21 protein-coding genes and 1 pseudogene are annotated in these 17097 nt (G+C 55.3%); 12 read left to right on the top strand and 10 right to left on the bottom strand.

Translation table 11 applies throughout. The features are described from left to right. Positions 1 to 49: 49 nt before the first annotated feature. The 3 genes from HVX72_RS05145 to HVX72_RS05135 form a co-directional block, all read right to left on the bottom strand. Positions 50 to 694, bottom strand: coding sequence for a phage regulatory protein/antirepressor Ant (locus HVX72_RS05145; protein WP_181822678.1), 645 nt, complete (start codon positions 692 to 694; stop codon positions 50 to 52). 226 nt (positions 695 to 920) lie between these two features. Continuing rightward, positions 921 to 1478 (bottom strand): YmfL family putative regulatory protein, encoded by a 558-nt coding sequence (locus tag HVX72_RS05140; RefSeq protein ID WP_181822677.1) that lies wholly within the window; start codon positions 1476 to 1478, stop codon positions 921 to 923. Positions 1479 to 1506: 28 nt separating this feature from the next. Next, positions 1507 to 1704, bottom strand: coding sequence for a Cro/CI family transcriptional regulator (locus HVX72_RS05135; RefSeq protein ID WP_181822676.1), 198 nt, complete (start codon positions 1702 to 1704; stop codon positions 1507 to 1509). Positions 1705 to 1804: 100 nt separating this feature from the next. Here HVX72_RS05135 and HVX72_RS05130 point away from each other — a divergent pair, with 100 nt between their 5' ends. Continuing rightward, on the top strand, positions 1805 to 2461 hold the full coding sequence (locus HVX72_RS05130) for a S24 family peptidase (RefSeq protein ID WP_181822675.1): 657 nt from the start codon (positions 1805 to 1807) through the stop codon (positions 2459 to 2461). 230 nt (positions 2462 to 2691) lie between these two features. Here the strand turns inward: HVX72_RS05130 and HVX72_RS05125 are convergent, their stop codons facing one another. After that, a complete protein-coding gene (locus HVX72_RS05125; protein WP_249418870.1) occupies positions 2692 to 3198 on the bottom strand; it encodes a hypothetical protein in 507 nt (168 codons plus the stop codon). Positions 3199 to 3550: 352 nt separating this feature from the next. On the opposite strand from HVX72_RS05125, the gene HVX72_RS05120 reads away from it, so the two are divergent. The 8 genes from HVX72_RS05120 to HVX72_RS05085 all read left to right on the top strand — a co-directional run bounded on the left by HVX72_RS05120 (position 3551) and on the right by HVX72_RS05085 (position 8023). Further along, positions 3551 to 3922 (top strand): hypothetical protein, encoded by a 372-nt coding sequence (locus HVX72_RS05120; RefSeq protein WP_156594908.1) that lies wholly within the window; start codon positions 3551 to 3553, stop codon positions 3920 to 3922. A 56-nt stretch (positions 3923 to 3978) separates the two neighbouring features. Then, entirely contained in the window at positions 3979 to 4806 is an 828-nt protein-coding gene (locus tag HVX72_RS05115; protein WP_181822674.1) for a DUF2303 family protein, read from the top strand. A 130-nt stretch (positions 4807 to 4936) separates the two neighbouring features. Beyond that, the gene (locus tag HVX72_RS05110) at positions 4937 to 5476 is read left to right on the top strand and encodes an HD family hydrolase (RefSeq protein ID WP_181822673.1); all 540 of its coding nucleotides are present in this window, start codon (positions 4937 to 4939) and stop codon (positions 5474 to 5476) included. Beyond that, positions 5464 to 5637: a hypothetical protein gene (locus HVX72_RS05105; protein ID WP_181822672.1), complete on the top strand. Its 174-nt coding sequence runs from the start codon at positions 5464 to 5466 to the stop codon at positions 5635 to 5637. Before HVX72_RS05110 ends, HVX72_RS05105 begins: the two co-directional genes overlap by 13 nt. Positions 5638 to 5884: 247 nt before the next feature. Continuing rightward, on the top strand, positions 5885 to 6025 hold the full coding sequence (locus HVX72_RS05100; protein WP_181822671.1) for a hypothetical protein: 141 nt from the start codon (positions 5885 to 5887) through the stop codon (positions 6023 to 6025). A gap of 38 nt (positions 6026 to 6063) precedes the next feature. Further along, positions 6064 to 6270 carry an excisionase gene (locus tag HVX72_RS05095; RefSeq protein WP_181822670.1) on the top strand — a complete coding sequence of 69 codons (207 nt, stop codon included), beginning with the start codon at positions 6064 to 6066 and terminating at the stop codon, positions 6268 to 6270. Further along, positions 6231 to 7400, top strand: a complete 1170-nt coding sequence (locus HVX72_RS05090; protein ID WP_181822669.1) for a site-specific integrase — start codon at positions 6231 to 6233, stop codon at positions 7398 to 7400. Before HVX72_RS05095 ends, HVX72_RS05090 begins: the two co-directional genes overlap by 40 nt. A 47-nt stretch (positions 7401 to 7447) precedes the next feature. Beyond that, positions 7448 to 8023: a hypothetical protein gene (locus tag HVX72_RS05085; protein WP_181822668.1), complete on the top strand. Its 576-nt coding sequence runs from the start codon at positions 7448 to 7450 to the stop codon at positions 8021 to 8023. Here the strand turns inward: HVX72_RS05085 and HVX72_RS05080 are convergent. Both HVX72_RS05080 and HVX72_RS22145 read right to left on the bottom strand, forming a co-directional pair. Continuing rightward, a protein-coding gene (locus HVX72_RS05080) for an IS3 family transposase (RefSeq protein WP_096755719.1) occupies positions 8020 to 9167 on the bottom strand; the annotation gives its coding sequence in 2 pieces (ribosomal slippage) (positions 8020 to 8930 and positions 8930 to 9167; 1149 coding nt in all). The two genes, HVX72_RS05085 and HVX72_RS05080, sit on opposite strands and share 4 nt — an antisense overlap. A gap of 61 nt (positions 9168 to 9228) precedes the next feature. Continuing rightward, positions 9229 to 9351: pseudogene (locus HVX72_RS22145) on the bottom strand (DUF6387 family protein); the annotation flags it as partial. A gap of 278 nt (positions 9352 to 9629) precedes the next feature. On the opposite strand from HVX72_RS22145, the gene HVX72_RS05075 reads away from it, so the two are divergent. The 3 genes from HVX72_RS05075 to HVX72_RS05065 are packed head-to-tail and all read left to right on the top strand — an operon-like array spanning position 9630 to position 12306. Then, on the top strand, positions 9630 to 10997 hold the full coding sequence (locus tag HVX72_RS05075) for a hypothetical protein (protein WP_181822667.1): 1368 nt from the start codon (positions 9630 to 9632) through the stop codon (positions 10995 to 10997). Further along, on the top strand, positions 10997 to 11917 hold the full coding sequence (locus tag HVX72_RS05070) for a type VI secretion system ImpA family N-terminal domain-containing protein (RefSeq protein WP_181822666.1): 921 nt from the start codon (positions 10997 to 10999) through the stop codon (positions 11915 to 11917). The genes HVX72_RS05075 and HVX72_RS05070 overlap by 1 nt, the downstream gene beginning before the upstream one ends. After that, the gene (locus HVX72_RS05065; protein WP_181822665.1) at positions 11914 to 12306 is read left to right on the top strand and encodes a DUF4280 domain-containing protein; all 393 of its coding nucleotides are present in this window, start codon (positions 11914 to 11916) and stop codon (positions 12304 to 12306) included. The genes HVX72_RS05070 and HVX72_RS05065 overlap by 4 nt, the downstream gene beginning before the upstream one ends. Positions 12307 to 12315: 9 nt before the next feature. Here HVX72_RS05065 and iolB read toward each other — a convergent pair whose 3' ends face one another. From iolB to HVX72_RS05045, 4 genes are read right to left on the bottom strand one after another with little or no spacing between them, the layout of a single operon-like run. Next, positions 12316 to 13131 (bottom strand): 5-deoxy-glucuronate isomerase, encoded by an 816-nt coding sequence (gene iolB, locus HVX72_RS05060; protein ID WP_181822664.1) that lies wholly within the window; start codon positions 13129 to 13131, stop codon positions 12316 to 12318. Positions 13132 to 13140: 9 nt separating this feature from the next. Further along, complete coding sequence (gene iolE, locus HVX72_RS05055; protein ID WP_181822663.1) at positions 13141 to 14031, bottom strand: myo-inosose-2 dehydratase; 891 nt, start codon at positions 14029 to 14031, stop codon at positions 13141 to 13143. Positions 14032 to 14042: 11 nt separating this feature from the next. After that, positions 14043 to 15947 carry a 5-dehydro-2-deoxygluconokinase gene (gene iolC, locus HVX72_RS05050; RefSeq protein WP_181822662.1) on the bottom strand — a complete coding sequence of 635 codons (1905 nt, stop codon included), beginning with the start codon at positions 15945 to 15947 and terminating at the stop codon, positions 14043 to 14045. Positions 15948 to 15959: 12 nt separating this feature from the next. Next, positions 15960 to 17093: a Gfo/Idh/MocA family oxidoreductase gene (locus HVX72_RS05045; RefSeq protein ID WP_181822661.1), complete on the bottom strand. Its 1134-nt coding sequence runs from the start codon at positions 17091 to 17093 to the stop codon at positions 15960 to 15962. Between the last annotated feature and the right edge of the window lie 4 nt (positions 17094 to 17097).

Here is a 17097-nt window from a genome sequence, read left to right as displayed (position 1 = left end):
GTGATGATCGCGATAGTAACGGTTCAAAGGTTGAATATGCTCTGCCACGTTAACCCCCCATTAATTCTGAGGCGTACCGTTCGGCGATCCACTGGACGCCTCGAGGTGTTACGCGGGTTTGCGTATAGGCATGACCGAAATCAGATGTACCGGTTTTGACGGTAAACAGGCCCTCACGCTGGCGCAGGGCATGCGGCAGCAAATTGCCAGACTGGCGGAACAAAACTTTGTCGCGCAGCAGCACGTCGATCATCGCTTTTTCAGGCATATTCAGGATCTTCGCCGTCTCACGCAGGCTTTTGGCGCCGCCAGCTTCAACATATTGCTCAACAAAAGCCACTTTTGGGGCGTCCTGCTGAACCTTATGGTTTAACCGTGCATTCTGCTCGGCCATATCGGCAGCCAGGCGCAATGCTTCCGGCAAAGTTTGCGGGATGGCGCCAGCGCGCTCTTCCAGTTCACGCAGACGGCGGATGATTGCCATCCGCAGAGGCGCGCTGTAACCGGCAACCAGACACTCGGTATGCTCGCGATCGAGGCGATATTCCCGATACTGCTGGTTGTTCTGGGGGTGGGTCCAGAAATGGGCATACCCCTCCGGCTTCTCGCCGAGTTGCTGCAGCATGGTTTCAATATCGCGTACGACGTGTTTGTGCTGCTTCTGAGTAAGCGCCGCAATATCGCGACTACTCATCGTTACGCGTACCCCAGCAAAGAACGGAGCTGCTGAAACATTAACGCCGTTTATTTGTTGAACCATGCCGCGGCCCTCCGGTTGAATACCCCCACAATTCGAGCCGTACGACTGTGGTTACATGAAAACCAGCGACCCGATACCATGCGTTCATACCGAAACGAAGGAGCGCCCGGTACCGGGATCAACCTGAGTTGCGGCAAACGAATATTTGCGGTTAAATTGCTCACGCGGATTTCTCCATACACAATGATTTATCTGCCACGGCGCCCGGAGCTGCACACTCGCGGGCGTCACTCTTTTCTGGCGCGCAAAACACGCGATAAACGAGCGATGTATGTTCCTGAAGCTTTGATATTGCGCTGTACAGTTCGCCATCAATCGCCGATCGCTCATGAGGTTCAATCACCCCATCCTCGATCGCTTCTCTGACCTGCTGCGAATAAGCACTAATCTGTTCAATTGCCTCAAGCAGGCGCTGGTTTATATCCCCGTAGTCCAGATCTTCAATCTCTGGCATTGGAACGAACGTACCGCCTGACGCTCTGCTGACGGCGTGGGCGATGTGATTTTTTCCACCAGCACTTTGCAGAACCATTACCCAACCAAGCGGGAAAATTTGATCTCCATCGGTACGCAGACGATTAAATAGCGCGTTTTCTGTCACCCCCAACCATTCAGCGGCTTCGGCATACCCGCCCGGCAGGTCAGTGATTGTCTTTTTGATAGCGGCGACCAGCCAAGCTGGCTGCTTATCAACTTTCCATTCAGGTTCGTTACCCACGGCTCCCCCTTCGTTTCTGTGGTTCAATTTATGTTGTCGAATGGCTACGCTTTTCATAAAGCGATTGGTCCACTTTCAAATCACCTTTCGTCAGCGCCTGAATCTCAAAGGCCCGTCCTTTTGGGATAATCTCATCCCATCCGGATACGGAAGCGTGCGAGATATTTAACGCCTTAGCGGTTTTCCCTACGCCACCGAAGTAAGAAATAACTTCATTTTTCTTCATTTTTTTCCTCTGGAGTTAGGTAATGCAGTGCGTAAATAGTAGGATAACTTACATTAATTGGTCAAGCATTCCTACATCATAAAATGGTAGGATTGCCTACATGAAAATGAATGATCGAATCCGAAGCAGACGCAAAGAACTAAAGATGACGCAATCCGTCCTGGCAAAGCTCGTGGGGGTAAACCGCGTCACTATCACTGGCTGGGAATCCGGTGACTACAAACCTGGTGGCGAGAACCTCCAGGCGCTTGCAGCTGCATTAGATAAGTCACCGCAATGGTTACTGGACGGAAAGGATGACGGAAACCAACAACCGCGCGCCGTGAAGCCTGAGCACAGATTCGGAATAAGGTCAGTTCCTATCCTCACATGGGTTCAAGCTGGGGAATGGACGGCTTGTAGCGGTGCTATTACAGAGCGTGATATTAAGGAATGGGTATATACCTCAGCCGCAGTCTCCGAGAACGCATTTGCTCTCATTGTACGTGGAGACTCAATGACCAACCCTACGGGTGCCCCGAGTATTCCTGAGGGTTCGATCGTCGTTGTTGAGCCTGATTTTGGCGATGCCAGCCAAGCTAATGGCAAAATTGTAATCGCACAGCTTTTGGGTAGTGATGAGGCCACCATTAAAAAGTTCGTCATCGATGGTCCATTGAAATACCTTGTACCTCTGAATCCCAATTACAGGATGCTCGAGGTTAACGGTAACTGCCGATTGGTAGGATTAGTAAGACAAGTAATAATGGATTTATAACAAAACCGGGGCCTCCCGGTTTTTTTTCGCCCCTCAATGTAAGTTATCCAACTTTTTCTCTTGACCTGTCAATGTAAGTTATCCTACATTATATTTATCGATAGCGAACAGGCAGGACGCCCATGAAGTAGCCGCCGGTGGCGCATGAATGACCGGATGATTCGCAAACAATAAAAAAGCGCCCATAGGACGCTTCGCTCTTTAACAATCTGGATATTACCAACAAATTTCTAGAAAGGTCGTCTAAGTCGACGTGGCACCTGAACTGGCGGCATGGGCGGAACTTTATCCATTTTGAATTCACTTTTACACAATGGACAGTAATGAATGAAATACCCGCCCATAGAATGAGTGGTTGGACTTGGCTGAAGTATTGACAACTGGCTTTGCTGGAAACAACGGGGACAAGCATTAATAGTAAATTGATCATTACTTCCCCCTATTAATGCTGAGTATACAAGCGTTCCTCCGGGGGTTTTCAATATCGAATATTCCTGCGTAGCTTTCTCAAAATCCTCTAAAACAGCAAGCCTCGAACGTAAAAGAGCAGCTTCATCTTCCTTTGCTCTAATAGCGTCTCCGAGAGAAAAACACTCTGCCTGCAGTGTAATCAGTTTGCTCTGGAGTTCAATTGTTGCCGCTTTAACTTCAGCATCCGTTTTCGCGTCATTGATAATTTTAGCGAGACCTGCAGTCTCCTTTATAGCGGCCATTGCCGCTGATAGTTCAGCGATCACATTGAATACTCTTCTTCTTGTTGGGGATATCCAGATTAACCGAATCCTTGTTGTTGGGGAATAGCGGGATCCACCGAGCCTGATGTGGTGAAAGACAGGCAATAGATTGCTGTGTGTAGTCTTGGCGGTATCAGGGTCTTCAACCTTATTCAAGAGGGACGAAGATAATGTTCTACCTCGGTACCGCCCTTTTTACACAATAGACAAGGGCATCAACGGGCGACGGGCTCATAACCCAATCCACCCGGACGAGAGGATGGCAATTGCAGTTGCCGACCAATGCAGGTGCCCTTCTCTGTTGTGTATGGAGAAACTTACAGCGGCGGCAGCCGCTTAACCGAGAGGAAATGCTATGAGCAATGATCGCATGACCGTCGTGCCCGACTTTCTGGGCGAGCTGGATGCCGGCGTGTTCATGAACAAAATCGCCGCCGCGCTTAATACCACCGCGCTGGGGGTTCTGAACAACGGCAATAAAGGCAAGGTTGTCCTGACTTTTGATTTTGAGCGTATGGGTAATTCCGTTGAAGAGAAGCGCGTCAAGATTAAGCACAAGCTGAACTACATAACCCCGACGCCGCGCGGTAAAGCCTCCGAAGAGGACACCACCGAAACCCCAATGTGGGTTAATAAAGGCGGGAAACTTACCATCCTGCAGGAAGATCAGGGGCAGCTATTCGGGATCACCGGCACGGTGGACGGAAAGCTTAAAGCGGCTCAGTGATCCGCAGCAACAAATTCACTGATACCACTTCGATCATATGTTAATAAGGAATTTTTATGTCTCAGTTAGACAGCGGTACATTTAAGCAGGTAAAAGACCTGGTCCTTTCTGGCTATCACCTGAATGATATTCACGGTCTGGCATGCCCTACCGCTTTGCTGCCCGAAGGAACCAGCGTTGAAAGCCTCGAGCGTTTTTCTCTGGAGCGTTTCCGCTTCCGCGGCGCAATGACCACGACCAGCATTGACGACTTCGCTCGTTACTCGAAGGGCTACGCCAGCGACGCAGAACCCGCCCGTTGCTTTATTGATGCTGACAACATGACCGCCCGATCGGTTTTCAATATTGGGTCCCTGGACAATCCAGGACATGCCGATAACGTTGCAGCAATCACCCTGAAGAAAACAGCCCCGTTCCGCGCGCTATTGCAGATCGATGGTCAACGCCTGAAGCAAAAGCAAATCGCCGAATGGCTGGAAGACTGGAGTGATTATCTGCTGGCGTTCGATGCTGATGGCAATGCGATGCAGATTTCCCAGGCTGCGCAGGCCGTTCGTCGTATCACCATTCAGCAGGCAACCCAGCAGGATCATGAAACTGGTGACTTCGCGGGTAAACGTTCACTCATGCAAAGCGTTGAAGCCAGCAGCAAAGACGTGATGCCAGTGGCCTTTGAGTTTAAGTGCGTACCGTACGAAGGGCTTGGCGAGCGCCGCTTTAGTTTGCGTAACAGCCTGCTGGCCAGCGATGAACCTTGCTTTGTTCTGCGTATCGTCCAGTTGGAGGCCCAGGAAGAAGCCATCGCCACCGAATTCCGCGATCTGCTAATCAGTAAATTCGACGGTGAATCAGTAGAAACATTTATCGGCAACTTCAAAGCGTAATTGCTCTGCATTAAATCCCCGGCGCCGCGGGGATTTATTGAAGCGTAATTCCTTTATTTATCGCCTTTCGGCGAGGGATTCGTGCAACCAAAAATTGTGCGGTGCAGCGCACCAATTAAGGAGAAATAACTTGAGTTTTATCCAGACACTTTCCGGTAAGCAGTTCGATTACATTAACTCCACCATTGACGATATTGATGTCGAAGATATTGCCGGGGCGCTTTCAAATATCTGCCGTTTCGCAGGACACCTGCCGGAGTTCTACAGCGTGGCCCAGCATTCCGTTTTGTGCAGCCAGATCGTGTCGCCAGAGTTTGCCTTTGAAGCGCTGATGCATGACGCCGCAGAAGCATATTGCCAGGACATCCCCGCCCCGCTAAAAGCTCTGCTGCCCGAATACCGGCAGATCGAGAAGCGTACTGAACAGCTCATTCGCCTGAAGTTCGATCTGCCTCTTGAAGAGTCGTCTGTTGTGAAATACGCCGACCTGACCATGCTGGCAACCGAACGCCGTGATCTGGACATCGACGACAGTATTCCATGGGTGATGCTGGAAGGCATACCGCCGACAGATTTGTTTGAAATCCACCCTCTACGACCCGGCCAGGCTTTCGGGATGTTCATTAACCGGTTCAATGAGTTGATGGAGCTTCGCCAATGTGCCGCCTGAAAATAAAGGAACTCGTTGCGGAAGCTCATGCCACCGTACCGGAATTACCAGCAAAGCATGCGCGAATCATGAAAGAAGTCGCAACAAGACTCGAAGCCACATATGCCGCATTAACTGAGTCGTTAGCTCAGTTAGAACAACTGAAAGGTAAGGCTCAATGACCATACTCGAATACATTCAGGCCCATCCCAATACCACCAGCGGTGAAATTGCTAGAGGCATGAATAGAAGGACACCGGCTGTTGCCGGCGCACTGTCTCAACTCTATACCACCGGGCGAATAGTGAAGTCTGGCGTCCGTGAAGGTGTACCAACATACCGCGTTAACGACCTGCCTTTTGGTTGCAGTAACACCCTAACGCTGATGTTCAACCAACTTTTACGGACCGTTCGCTCGGGAGCAGCCCAATGAGCAACATCGACAAACGCACATTATGTGAAGCTTCGGTTCGCGCAGGTGGTGGGGTGTCAATACATGCGCGCCACCAAGCAAAATACGTGGACGCAATCTGGCAGAAGTTGATTCCGACCAGCAACGCTGATATTTAATATTACTGCCCGGGTGCAGCCGGGCAATGGAGAAATTTATGCTGAGCCTCGATTGTGTACCTATTTCAACTTATTGCAAAGAGACTGGTGAAACTCCTGATGCGATCAACAAGCGCGTACAGCGTGGTGTGTGGCGTGAAGGGGTTCAAGTGCTGAAAGTCGAAGGCGTTAAGGAGAGATGGATAGATCTTAGTGAGGTTGCAAAATGGGCCAGACAGAATCGCCTAAACTCCCGCGCGGTGTAACCATCAGGAAACATCGCAACGGTCAAACCATCAATATTACTTTTACATATAAAGGGGTGAAATGCCGTGAGCCTCTTTCTAATCTGGACGTAACCCCTAAAAATATCAAATACGCCGAGCGCACACTCGGCGAGATCCATAACAAGATCGAAAGGGGAACGTTTGTTTACGCGGAATACTTTCCCCGTTCTACCCGATTAAAAATTTTCGGAAACGCTGCCGCAGGAAAAACGGTGAAGATGTATCTGGATGAGTATCTGGTGATCTGCGAAACGAGGAAGCTTTCCCCTTCGACAATAGGCGGGTACAAGAAATGCCGAAGCGCATTGTCATCACTACATATTTTTCCTGCAAGTGAGTTGACGCCGGCTGCATTGAAGACATGGATCCAGAACCAGAAAACGACATTGAAGACCATCCGAAACCAGTTGTCATTCCTGCGTTCTGCGTTGGATGAAGCAGTGACAGATGGTGTGCTTCAAATTAACCCTGTATCTCTGGTAACAGCTTCACGGTACCAAAGTGATAAGTCAGAGGCAGCACGTAGTTATGTGGTAGATCCGTTGTCACCAGCAGAAGTAGACGCTTTACTCTCAGCGGCTGGCAATCAGCAGTGGGAGAACCTTTTCCGGTTCGCTATCCAAACCGGGCTGCGTAGTTCTGAACTGTGTGCTCTTCGTTGGGCTGATATTGACTTTGTAGGGAAGACAGCCCACGTCCAGAGCGCCAGTGTTGTTGGTGTGATCAAAGGGACTAAGACAAAAGCAGGTACCCGTAAAGTTGAACTGACAGATGAAGCAATGTCGGCTCTGAAAAATCAGAAATCGTTCACGTACATGAAGGACGCTACTATCTTTGAAGACCCAAAGACCAATAAGCCGTGGGCAAGTGCTGATGCAATTAGAAAAAAAGCATGGGTCCCGACATTGAGAAAGGCTGGTATTCGATACAGAAACCCATATCAGACTAGGCACACATTCGCCACTTGTCATATTAGCCGCGGTGCAAACTTGTTTTGGCTTGCGACACAGATGGGACACAAAGGCCCGGAAATGTTGTTCCGTCACTACGGACGTTATCTAAAGGAATACGACAATAACACAACAAATATTCAATTGAAAAAAGGCTGATCTTGACAAATAATCCCTTCTTTTATGGTTAAAGTAGGGATATCAAAATGGCTGATCCAGCTTGGGTAGGAGTAGGTGGCCTTGTTGCTAGTACACTATCCGCCTTTGCGGCTTATTTAGCGGTACGACAAAGTATTATCCAAAGGAGAATATCAAATAAAGTTCAAATCACATTAAAAGGAGCCAAAGCAAACCTTACAAGAAGAAAAATAACAAAAGCAATTGACTTAACCAATGATCATGTTGAATTTACCATGAAGCCATCACTCATTAATATTGGGTTAGGTCCCGCTCTAAAATTTGAATACTCTTGGGATTTTGATTACTTCAAACATTTCAAGAATAGCGATATAAAAAACATTAGCAGTGAAACAAACATTAGTTCAAAAGATTACCTAGGCTATATTCACTCTAACAATTACGCATTCCAATATTCAAAGGATAGTAATTCAGAATTTATACATTTACTAGGCAATGGTAAAACTGCTTGGTTCAACCACTCAAATAGATATAAAGATATAGATTACATTTTACCATGGTCAGTTAGCAATCATGAGACATATTTAACATTACCAAACATAATACCAATGTTATTGACATATGAATCGCCACGGATAATCTAGACACTTCCGAGCCGTTGATAATACTGGTTTTCATATTCTGTCGGTGACATCTGTTCGCTAGAACCATGCCGACGCTTACTGTTATAAAACATTTCGATGTAATCAAAAATATCGCTGCGGGCTTCTTCCCGCGTTCCGTAGATTTTTTTCTTTATCCGTTCACGTTTCAACAACTGGAAAAAGCTTTCTGCAACCGCATTATCATGGCAGTTACCGCGACGGCTCATGCTGCCCTCCAGGCCGTGTGATTTCAGGAACGACTGCCACTCATGGCTTGTGTACTGACTGCCCTGATCCGAATGAACCAGCACCTGTTTTTGGGGATTACGCCGCCATACAGCCATCAGCAGTGCGTTCAGGACAATGTCCTTTGTCATCCGGGATTGTATGGACCAGCCGATAATTTTGCGTGAGAACAGATCAACAACCACGGCAAGATACAGCCAGCCTTCGTGGGTCCTGATGTAGGTTATGTCCGTTACCCAACTCTCATCCGGAGCATCCGGATTGAACTGTCGCTGGAGCCTGTTGGGCGACACGATACTGGCCTCGCCTTTACGTGCCCGCGGGCTCCGGTATCCGACCTGAGCCTTTATCCCGACACGTTTCATCAGTCGCCAGACTCTGTTCACTCCGCACTGTTGCCCGCTGTCCCGCAGATCCAAATGGATTTTGCGATAACCATAGACGCATCCCGATTCCAGCCAGAACTGTTTAATCTGCCCTGTCAGCCTCAGGTCTGCCTGATGGCGTTGTGAATGCGGCTGCTGAAGCCAGGCGTAAAAACCACTGGGATGAACATCCAGCACCCGACAGAGCAGGCGAACAGGCCAGCAACAGGTGTTGTCACGGATAAAGGCGTACCTCAGTCGGACAGCTTTGCGAAGTACGCCGCGGCTTTTTTTAATATGTCCCGTTCGTCGGTAACCCGCTTCAGCTCTTTCTGGAGACGGCGGATCTCGGCCTGAGCATCTGACTCTTCTTTATTAGTGGAAGAATCTGGACCGTACTTCTTTATCCAGGCGTAAAGGCTGTGGGTGGTGATATCGAGACGTGTTGCAACGCTGGCAACAGAATAACCGCGATCAACAACCTGTTTGACTGCTTCAATTTTAAACTCTTCGGGATAACGCTTACCGCTCATGGGCACCTCTCTTTAAGCCATCTTAAATGACTCTGAGGTGTCTGTTAAACCCGTGGCGATTCAATGTCCTTGCCAGCAATTCATGGTAGAGGTGTATAAGCGGAAGCTCTTCGAATCCGCGATATGTATCTATATCCAGCCACTTCTTCACCTCTCTCGTATGTTCAACTGACCAGTTTTTCATAACGATCTCCAACAGGCATTAGACTTAATGTATGTAGCAAACGTAATCGACATGTTAAAGGAAGACCAATGAAATGAGTTCAGATGCCATCAGGAAGTTGAACCAAAAGGTTTGATATTTTTTGATACAGTTCGCTAACGGACTATTTTCAGGGGTTTATGCCGTTACGATTTATGGTTCCTTTATAGAACCAAAGGTAAAGTCAGAAACAGCAGTTATCTAGAAAATTCAATCAAATAGATATCTAGTTACAGGGATACCAGCGCTATGTCCAGCAATTGCCTGACAGTCTGTGGCGGCCAAAGCTGGTCGCGCTGGCGCAGAACGCGGTGGAGAACGCCATGAACCTGGCGCTGTATGCGGACGCGCCAGATTCGGCGCAAGGAAGCGCTGTCAGCATTGCCGATGCGGACCGGGTAATCGACGCCTTTAGTCAACTCGCCCGACCACAGCTCGCCGCCCGGCTGCGCCAGCAAATCGCAGCGCAGGTCATGGCGAGGGTGAGCCAGCAGGGCGGCGCGCTGCTGCCAAACATGGCGCCTCCCGCGATCGCCTACGCCACGCCGGAGCAGGCGCAGGCCAGTGGCGAACGGATCGCCGCCTGGTCGACGGCCCAGGCGGAACAGATCTCCGCCACGCTCACCCGCTATCAACAGGACGTCACCTGGCTTGACGGACAACGCCCATGGCTGTCGGCGGCGGAGAATCAGCAAATCGTCCGCTGGGTTAATTCCCTGAACGCCATGCAGCGTCTGCTACAGCAGGACCCGACCACTCCCCCGGCGCAAATGACCACCCTCGCAACCGCGCTGCCGACCCTGACCGCGCAAAACTGCCAGAGCGAACTGGCGCAGTTCACCGCCTCCGGCGGCAATGATTTTTACAGCCAGTCGCTGACAGCGCTGGTCGGCGCCGCGCAGCAAAACTGCCGTCAGTTGCGCCAGCAGGCCAGCGTCAGCACGACGCAGAAGATCTTCAACCTGTACAACGTCTGGCTGGCGGGGCATTTCCCGTTTACCGCCGTGCCGCACGCGCCGGACGCAGATGTTGATCGGGTCCGCGAACTTACCGTACTGCTTGATACGCTGCCGCCGGAATCTCTGACCGGACAGCCGCCGCTGATCCAACAACTGGCAGCGGCAAAACCGCTGCTGGCGGCTCTCGTCTCACCGAAGGGCGTTGCGGTACGCGTCCTCTGGCGCACCTCGCGCAATAACGAGACCGGCGCAGATCAAATAGTCGACTGGCGGCTGAGCGGAAATCAACAGACTCTCAGCTACCCCGGCGGCGCAGAGGTGGATCTGCACTGGCGCAGCGGCGACGCTCTGAGCGTAAGCCTGCGCTGGGCGAAAAACTCCGCATGGCGGCCATTGCCGGGCGCATCACAGCCAGGCATAACCGTTGTCGGCGATACGGGGCGCTGGCGCTGGCAAGGCGCGTGGTCGCTGTTGCGAATGATTGCACAACAGCGCGTCGGCGGCGCACTGGCCCAGCCGCTGCCGCTGCGCTTCACCCTTCCCGTGGGCGACGGTCAACTGCGCGCAACGACCACCGTGTATTTACAGGTGGCGCTACTGGATGCGGAAGGTAAAGCGCCGTTGCCCTGGGTAAGGCTCACCGAACAAGGATTATCAGGAGAGGATTAATGGAACATATTGAAGCACTGCTGGCCCCTGTCCGCGCCGACTGCCCCTGCGGCGAGTCGATACGCTACTCGCCAGAGTTTGACCAACTGGTCGCCGCACGCCAGCAGGATGACGAGACGCTGCCTACCGGCGTCTGGCAAAGCACGCCCCGGCGCGCTGACTGGGAAGCGGTCGCCCGCATTGCCAGCGAACTGACCGTCACGGGCAGTAAAGATCTGGTGATCATGGGCTGGCTCGGCGAGGCGTGGCTGCGCCTGCGCGGGCTGCTCGCCCTGCCCGATGCGCTGGCGCTGCCCGTACTGGCGCTGGAGCGTTATCCGACAGAGTTGCATCCACAAATTAAAGCGGGTGATTACGACTATCGCGCCGCGCCGCTTAGCTGGCTGGCGCAGCGCTACGCGCTGCTGGTGGCTGACGCGCCGCTGTTTTTATCCGAGGATGAGAGCGTGTCGTTGACGGGGTGGCAGCAGGGCAACGTTGCCAGATTTCTCTCCCCCGAGAAGCAAGCGCCGATTGTGCAGGCGCTGGAGACAAGCCTGGAATGGCTGCAACGCCTGAACGCCGTCTGCCAGCACTGGCCAGAGGCTTCTGCCCCCTCGTTTACTAACCTGGAGCAAAAGATTAAAACCTGTCAACAGGCACTGGGCAGCGCACTGCCTGAACAGATACTGCCAGCCGCGCAACCAGCCGCACCGATGCCTGTCCATGGAGCGGCTTTCGGCAGCCGCGAAGAAGCCTATCAGATGCTCAGGCAGATCGCGGATTATTTGCAGAGCACCGAGCCGCACAGCCCGGTGCCCTACCTGTTGCAGCGCGCCTGTGTGTGGGGAAATACGCCGCTGCCGGAGTTGCTTAATGAACTGATCAGCGGCGATGAGGCCGCCCGCCGACTGTGGCGGCAACTGGGAGTCTTACCATGAGTTGTCCAGGAGTATGTAATGGCGCGACGCTGCAATGCTCGTTTGGCCTCGCGCCTTCCCCGCTGTGCGTAGTGCCCATCAGCCGTACTCTGGTAAACAGCGTGCCGATGGCGAATATCATGGACAACAAATCGTTCGTGAACATTTTGCCGTTCGGGATGTGCAGCAGTATGGCTAACCCGGCCGTGGCTGCCGCGACCGCCGCGGCGCTCGGGGTGCTGACGCCGATGCCCTGCATTCCCGTGACCATAGCTCCCTGGATGCCCGGTTCTCCGACAATACTGGTGGGCGGCATGCCCGCCCTGACCGCGCAGTCGAAGCTGATGTGCAACTGGGGCGGCGTGATTCAGATTGTGTTTCCGGGACAGGTGACAACCATCGTGACGTAATTCTCCTGTTCACCTGGCGGGATAATCGCGATTAATCCACGCGTGATCGTCTTCCCAGGTGAACATCCATTTGCGCACCGGCCCGGCCATCACGTTGAGGTAATAGCTGTCATACCCGGCCATCGTCGCCACCGGATGGTAGCCCTTCGGCACCATCACCACATCGCGGTTGTAAACCGCCATACACTCATCCAGCGTTCTGTCGTCGGTGTAAACCCGCTGCATGCAGAACCCCTGCTCCGGATTGAGGCGATGGTAGTAGGTCTCCTCCAGGTAGGTCTCCTGCGGCGGGTTATCCGTATCGTGCTTGTGGCTCGGGTACGAGCTGGTGCAGCCCTCACTGGTCCACACCTCCACCACCAGCAGGCTGTCGGCGGGCTTGTCTTGCGGCAGAATGTTGTGCACGTAGCGCTGATTATGCCCCTTGCCGCGCGCTTCGCCGTCGATATCCTGCGGGGCAATCAGCCGCGTCGGATACGTGCCTTTGCCGGGAGCGGCGCAGACCGCCAGTTCGAGCTTCGTCAGCGCCTTCACCTGCACCGCCTCCTGCGGGGTGACGTAAACCGCCCACGGCTTGATGCGCTCGAACGGGCTCATCCGCTCGCCAATATCGTTAAACCGCGCGGAAGGCGTGCTGACGGAGGCGCGCCCGGCGACCAGCACCAGACAGCGCTCTTCGCTGACCGCGGGCAGCGTCAACTGCTGCCCCTCCTGCAACTCATAGGCCTCAAAGCCAACATATCCCCACCCGGCGCGTTCCGGCGTGACGGACTGGGTGCGCCCCTCAGCGTTCGGCTGTTGCCAGCGTGATAGCAGACGTGACATGTCACCTCCTCAGATAAGCCCGGCGTCGCGCGCCAGGCGGCTCAGGTTGTTATAGCCCAGACGGGCGTAGGTCAGCGGGTGAGCAATCGCCGGATCCTGCTCAGCTTCCACCACCAGCCAGCCGTGATAGTCCTGCGCTTTCAGCAGTTGCATGATTGGCGGGTAATCCACGCAGCCGTCCCCCGGCACGGTAAACACGCCGCTCAGCACCGCGTCGAGGAAGCTGGTTTTGCGGTTTTTGACGTCCGCCAGCACGTCGGCGCGCACGTCTTTGCAGTGGACGTGGTTGATGCGCGACGCCCAGCGCTGCGCCACCGCCAGCGGATCGGCCCCGGCAAAGGTCAGATGCCCGGTGTCCAGCAGCAGCCCGACCTCTTCGCCGGTATGGGTCATCAGGTTGTCCACGTCGTCGGCGGACTCAATCACCGTGCCCATATGGTGATGGTAGGCAATCTGCACCCCCTGCCGCTGCGTATAACGCGCAAACTCGGTGAGCTTCTCGCCGTACTCCTTCCAGCGATCCTGCGGGAAGCGCGGGCGCAGGTGCACCGGCGTCTGCTGCTCGCCGTGAATGCAGCCGCTCACTTCCGCAAAGACCAGCACCTTCGCCCCCAGCTCGCGCAGCAGCGTCAGGTGCGGCTGCACGGCGGCGATCTCCTCCTCCACGCTGCGCTCCAGCAGGCGGCCGGAGTACCAGCCGGAGACCAGCTGCAGGTCGTGGCGCTGCAGAATGGGGCCAAGCAGGCGCGCTTCGCGCGGGAATTTGTTGCCCAGCTCGAAGCCGGCAAAACCGGCCTCTTTGCCTTCGCTCAGGCAGGTCTCCAGCGGCGTCTCCGCGCCGAGCGAAGGCAGATCGTCGTTCGTCCACGTCAGCGGGTTGATGCCCAGTTGTACACTCATTGTCGTCTCCATTATGCGTGCCCGCGCTCGCGCCACCAGGCGATAAGCTGCAGGTAATTGTCCCGAATGCGCGCCACCAGCTGCGCATCGTCGATATCGTGCTTCAGCCATGCGCGGGAAGCGTCGCCGAACAGCGTGCGCCCCACGGCAAACCCCTTCACCAGATCGTGCCCCGCCGCGGCGTTAAACCCGGCGCGTAGCTGTTCGGCCGGCGCGTCCAGCCCGAGGATCACCACTCCGCGGCAGTGCGGATCCCTGCGTTCGATAATTTCGCCGAGCGACGCCCAGCCGTCGGCTGAGAGCGGCGGCAGCTTCCACCAGTCCGGGTAAATGCCCAGGTTGTAGAAGCGGGAGATGGCGCGCAGGTAAAGTTCATCGCTGCGCGGCATGGTCGCGGGCAGGATCACCTCCAGCAGCAGCTCATGCCCGGACCGGCAGCAGGCGCGGTAGACTTCGGCAATTTTCTGCTCCTGCTCCAGGCGCAGGCCGTGGGCATCTTCCGGATGGAAAAAGACCAGGCACTTCACCACGTGCTCCTGCGGCCAGCTGATGAGCTGGGTGCCGATATTGCCGTGCTCCATTTCCAGCGGCCGCGAGCCCGGCAGCTCAATGGGCCGCCCGATCCACCACCCTTCACCGGTTATGGCGTTGAGCGCGTCCTGACCAAAGGTGCCGTCGCACAGCAGACCGGCTTTGCCCTCCAGCCCGGCGCGGCTCGCCGCCTCGCGGCTGGCCTGCAGGATCAGCTGCTTCAGGGCCGGAATGCGCCCGAGCGACGCGCCGCACTGTATAGCCATATCCTCAAGCTGGCTGCGGTGATCGAAGGCCATCACGCACAGCTCCGGCCACTCGCGGCGGCGAGTGGTGACCCGGTGCAGATGGTTCAGGCGCGGATCAAGATCCGGACGCGGAACGAGCGCGGCGCGAGAGAGATAATCGTCCAGCTCGATTTTGCTCGGCATCGCCGGGGCGCAGCCGTGGCGCGAGACCACCAGCGCGCCGCAGGCGTTGGCGTAGCGGCACGCCTGCTCCCAGCCCTCGTCGTTCAGGTAGCCGCGCAGCAGGCCGGACATAAACGCGTCCCCCGCGCCGAGGACGTTCAGCACCTCCACGCGCACGCCGGTCACCGTCAGGCCGTCGTCCAGCCGTGGCGGAATGGCACCGGTATAGACCGAGCAGCCGAGCGCGCCGCGCTTGCAGACCAGCGTGGCCTGACTCACGTCGCGCACCCGTTCCAGCGCCTGTAAGGTATCCGTGCTACCGCCCGCAATATGGAACTCCTCTTCGGTGCCGACAATGACGTCGAAGAGGTGCAGCACCTCCTGCAGTTCGCGGGTGACCTTATCGGCAGCGATAAAGCGCGTTTCGCCGTCGCCCAGGGCGGTCAGTCCCCACAGCACCGGGCGGTAATCGATGTCCAGCACCGTGCGCACGCCGTGACGGCGGGCATAGCCCAGCGCCGTCAGCACCGCCTCGCGGGTCTGAGGGTGAGAAAGGTGAGTCCCGGTGATGGCAAGACACCGTGCGGAAGCGATGTAGCTTTCGTCCACATCGCTGGCGGTAATCGCCATATCCGCGCAGTTATCGCGGTAAAAAATCAGAGGAAAGGTGTCCCGGTCTTTAATGCCGAGCAGCACCAGCGCCGTGAGGCGTTCTTTATCGGTAATCAGATGGCTGGTGTCGCAGCCCACCTGGCTTAACTCTTCCCGCAGGAACCGACCCATATGTTCATCGCCCACGCGCGCCAGCATCGACGAGCGCAGGCCCTGACGCGCGGTACCGTACGCCACGTTGCCGGACGATCCGCCGAGATATTTGGCGAAGCTCGACGCATCCTCCAGACGGGCGCCAATCTGCTGGCTGTAGAGGTCTACCGCCACGCGGCCCATGCATATCACATCAAACTGCTTTTCCACGTTGATACCTCATCAGACAATGTCGTTCACGTTCAGCCAGCGGCCCTGCTGGTGCGAGAGTGCGATGGCGTCCAGCACGCGCGACACCTTCCAGCCCTCTTCGAAGTCCGGCCACATCGGGGCGTCGGCGGCAATCCCGTCCACCAGGTCGCGCACCTCCACCGTTTTTTGATCGTTAAAGCCGATCCCGTGGCCCGCGCCCATGCAGAACGCTGCGTAGTCCGGGTGTGCCGGGCCGACCAGCAGCGTGCGGAACCCCTGACGGTTGACCGGATCGTCATGCAGATAGAGCTTCAGCTCCGCCATGCGCTCCTGGGTGAAGCTGATGGCGCCTTTCGTCCCGGTGATGACGTACGACAGCCCCATCTTGCGGCCGCAGGCGACGCGTGAGGTTTCAATGACGCCCTGCGCCCCGCCCGCGAAGCGCACCATCGCGTGGGCCTGATCCTCGTTTTCGACGGCAACCATCTCCGACGACCCGGCCTTCGCCGGACGTGCCGGGACCACAATCTTCAGGTCGCCGCAAACCTGCTCAATCTCCCCCACCAGGTACTGGGCCATATTGACGATGTGCGCCGCGAGGTCGCCCAGCGCCCCCAGCCCGGCAGTCTCTTTGAAACAGTGCCAGTGAATCGGCGAAAGCGGGTCGGCCATGTAGTCTTCGTTGTGGGTACCGTAGAAGTGGATCACCTCGCCAATCTCGCCGCGGGCGATGATCTCCTTCGCCAGCTGCGCCGTCGGGTTTTTCATGTAGTTGAAGCCCACCAGGGTTTTCACCCCTGCCCGCCTTGCGGCGTCGACCATCTCGCGCGCGTCGTGGGCGTTCAGCGCCAGCGGCTTCTCCGAGTAGACGTGCTTGCCGTGGCGGATTGCCTCCAGCGCCATCTCTTTATGGAGATGGTTGGGCGAGCAAATATCCACCACATCAATGGCCGGGTCGGCCACCAGCGCCCGCCAGTCTCCCGTTGAACGGTTGAAGCCAAACGCCCGGGCGCGCTCTGCCGCCAGCGCCGGGTTCACCTCGGCCACCATCTCGCGCACCAGCCTGCCGCGCAGGTTGAACACCGTCGGGGCCTGGGCGTAGGCGATGGCGTGCGCCTTGCCGATATACCCGGTGCCGATTAATCCAATACGTACCTCTTTCATCACG

Source organism: Citrobacter sp. RHB21-C05 (assembly GCF_013889015.1).
Taxonomy (GTDB): domain Bacteria; phylum Pseudomonadota; class Gammaproteobacteria; order Enterobacterales; family Enterobacteriaceae; genus Citrobacter_A; species Citrobacter_A sedlakii.
Note: the sequence above shows the minus strand (reverse complement) of the source record. Positions and strands in the feature narration are given on the sequence as shown.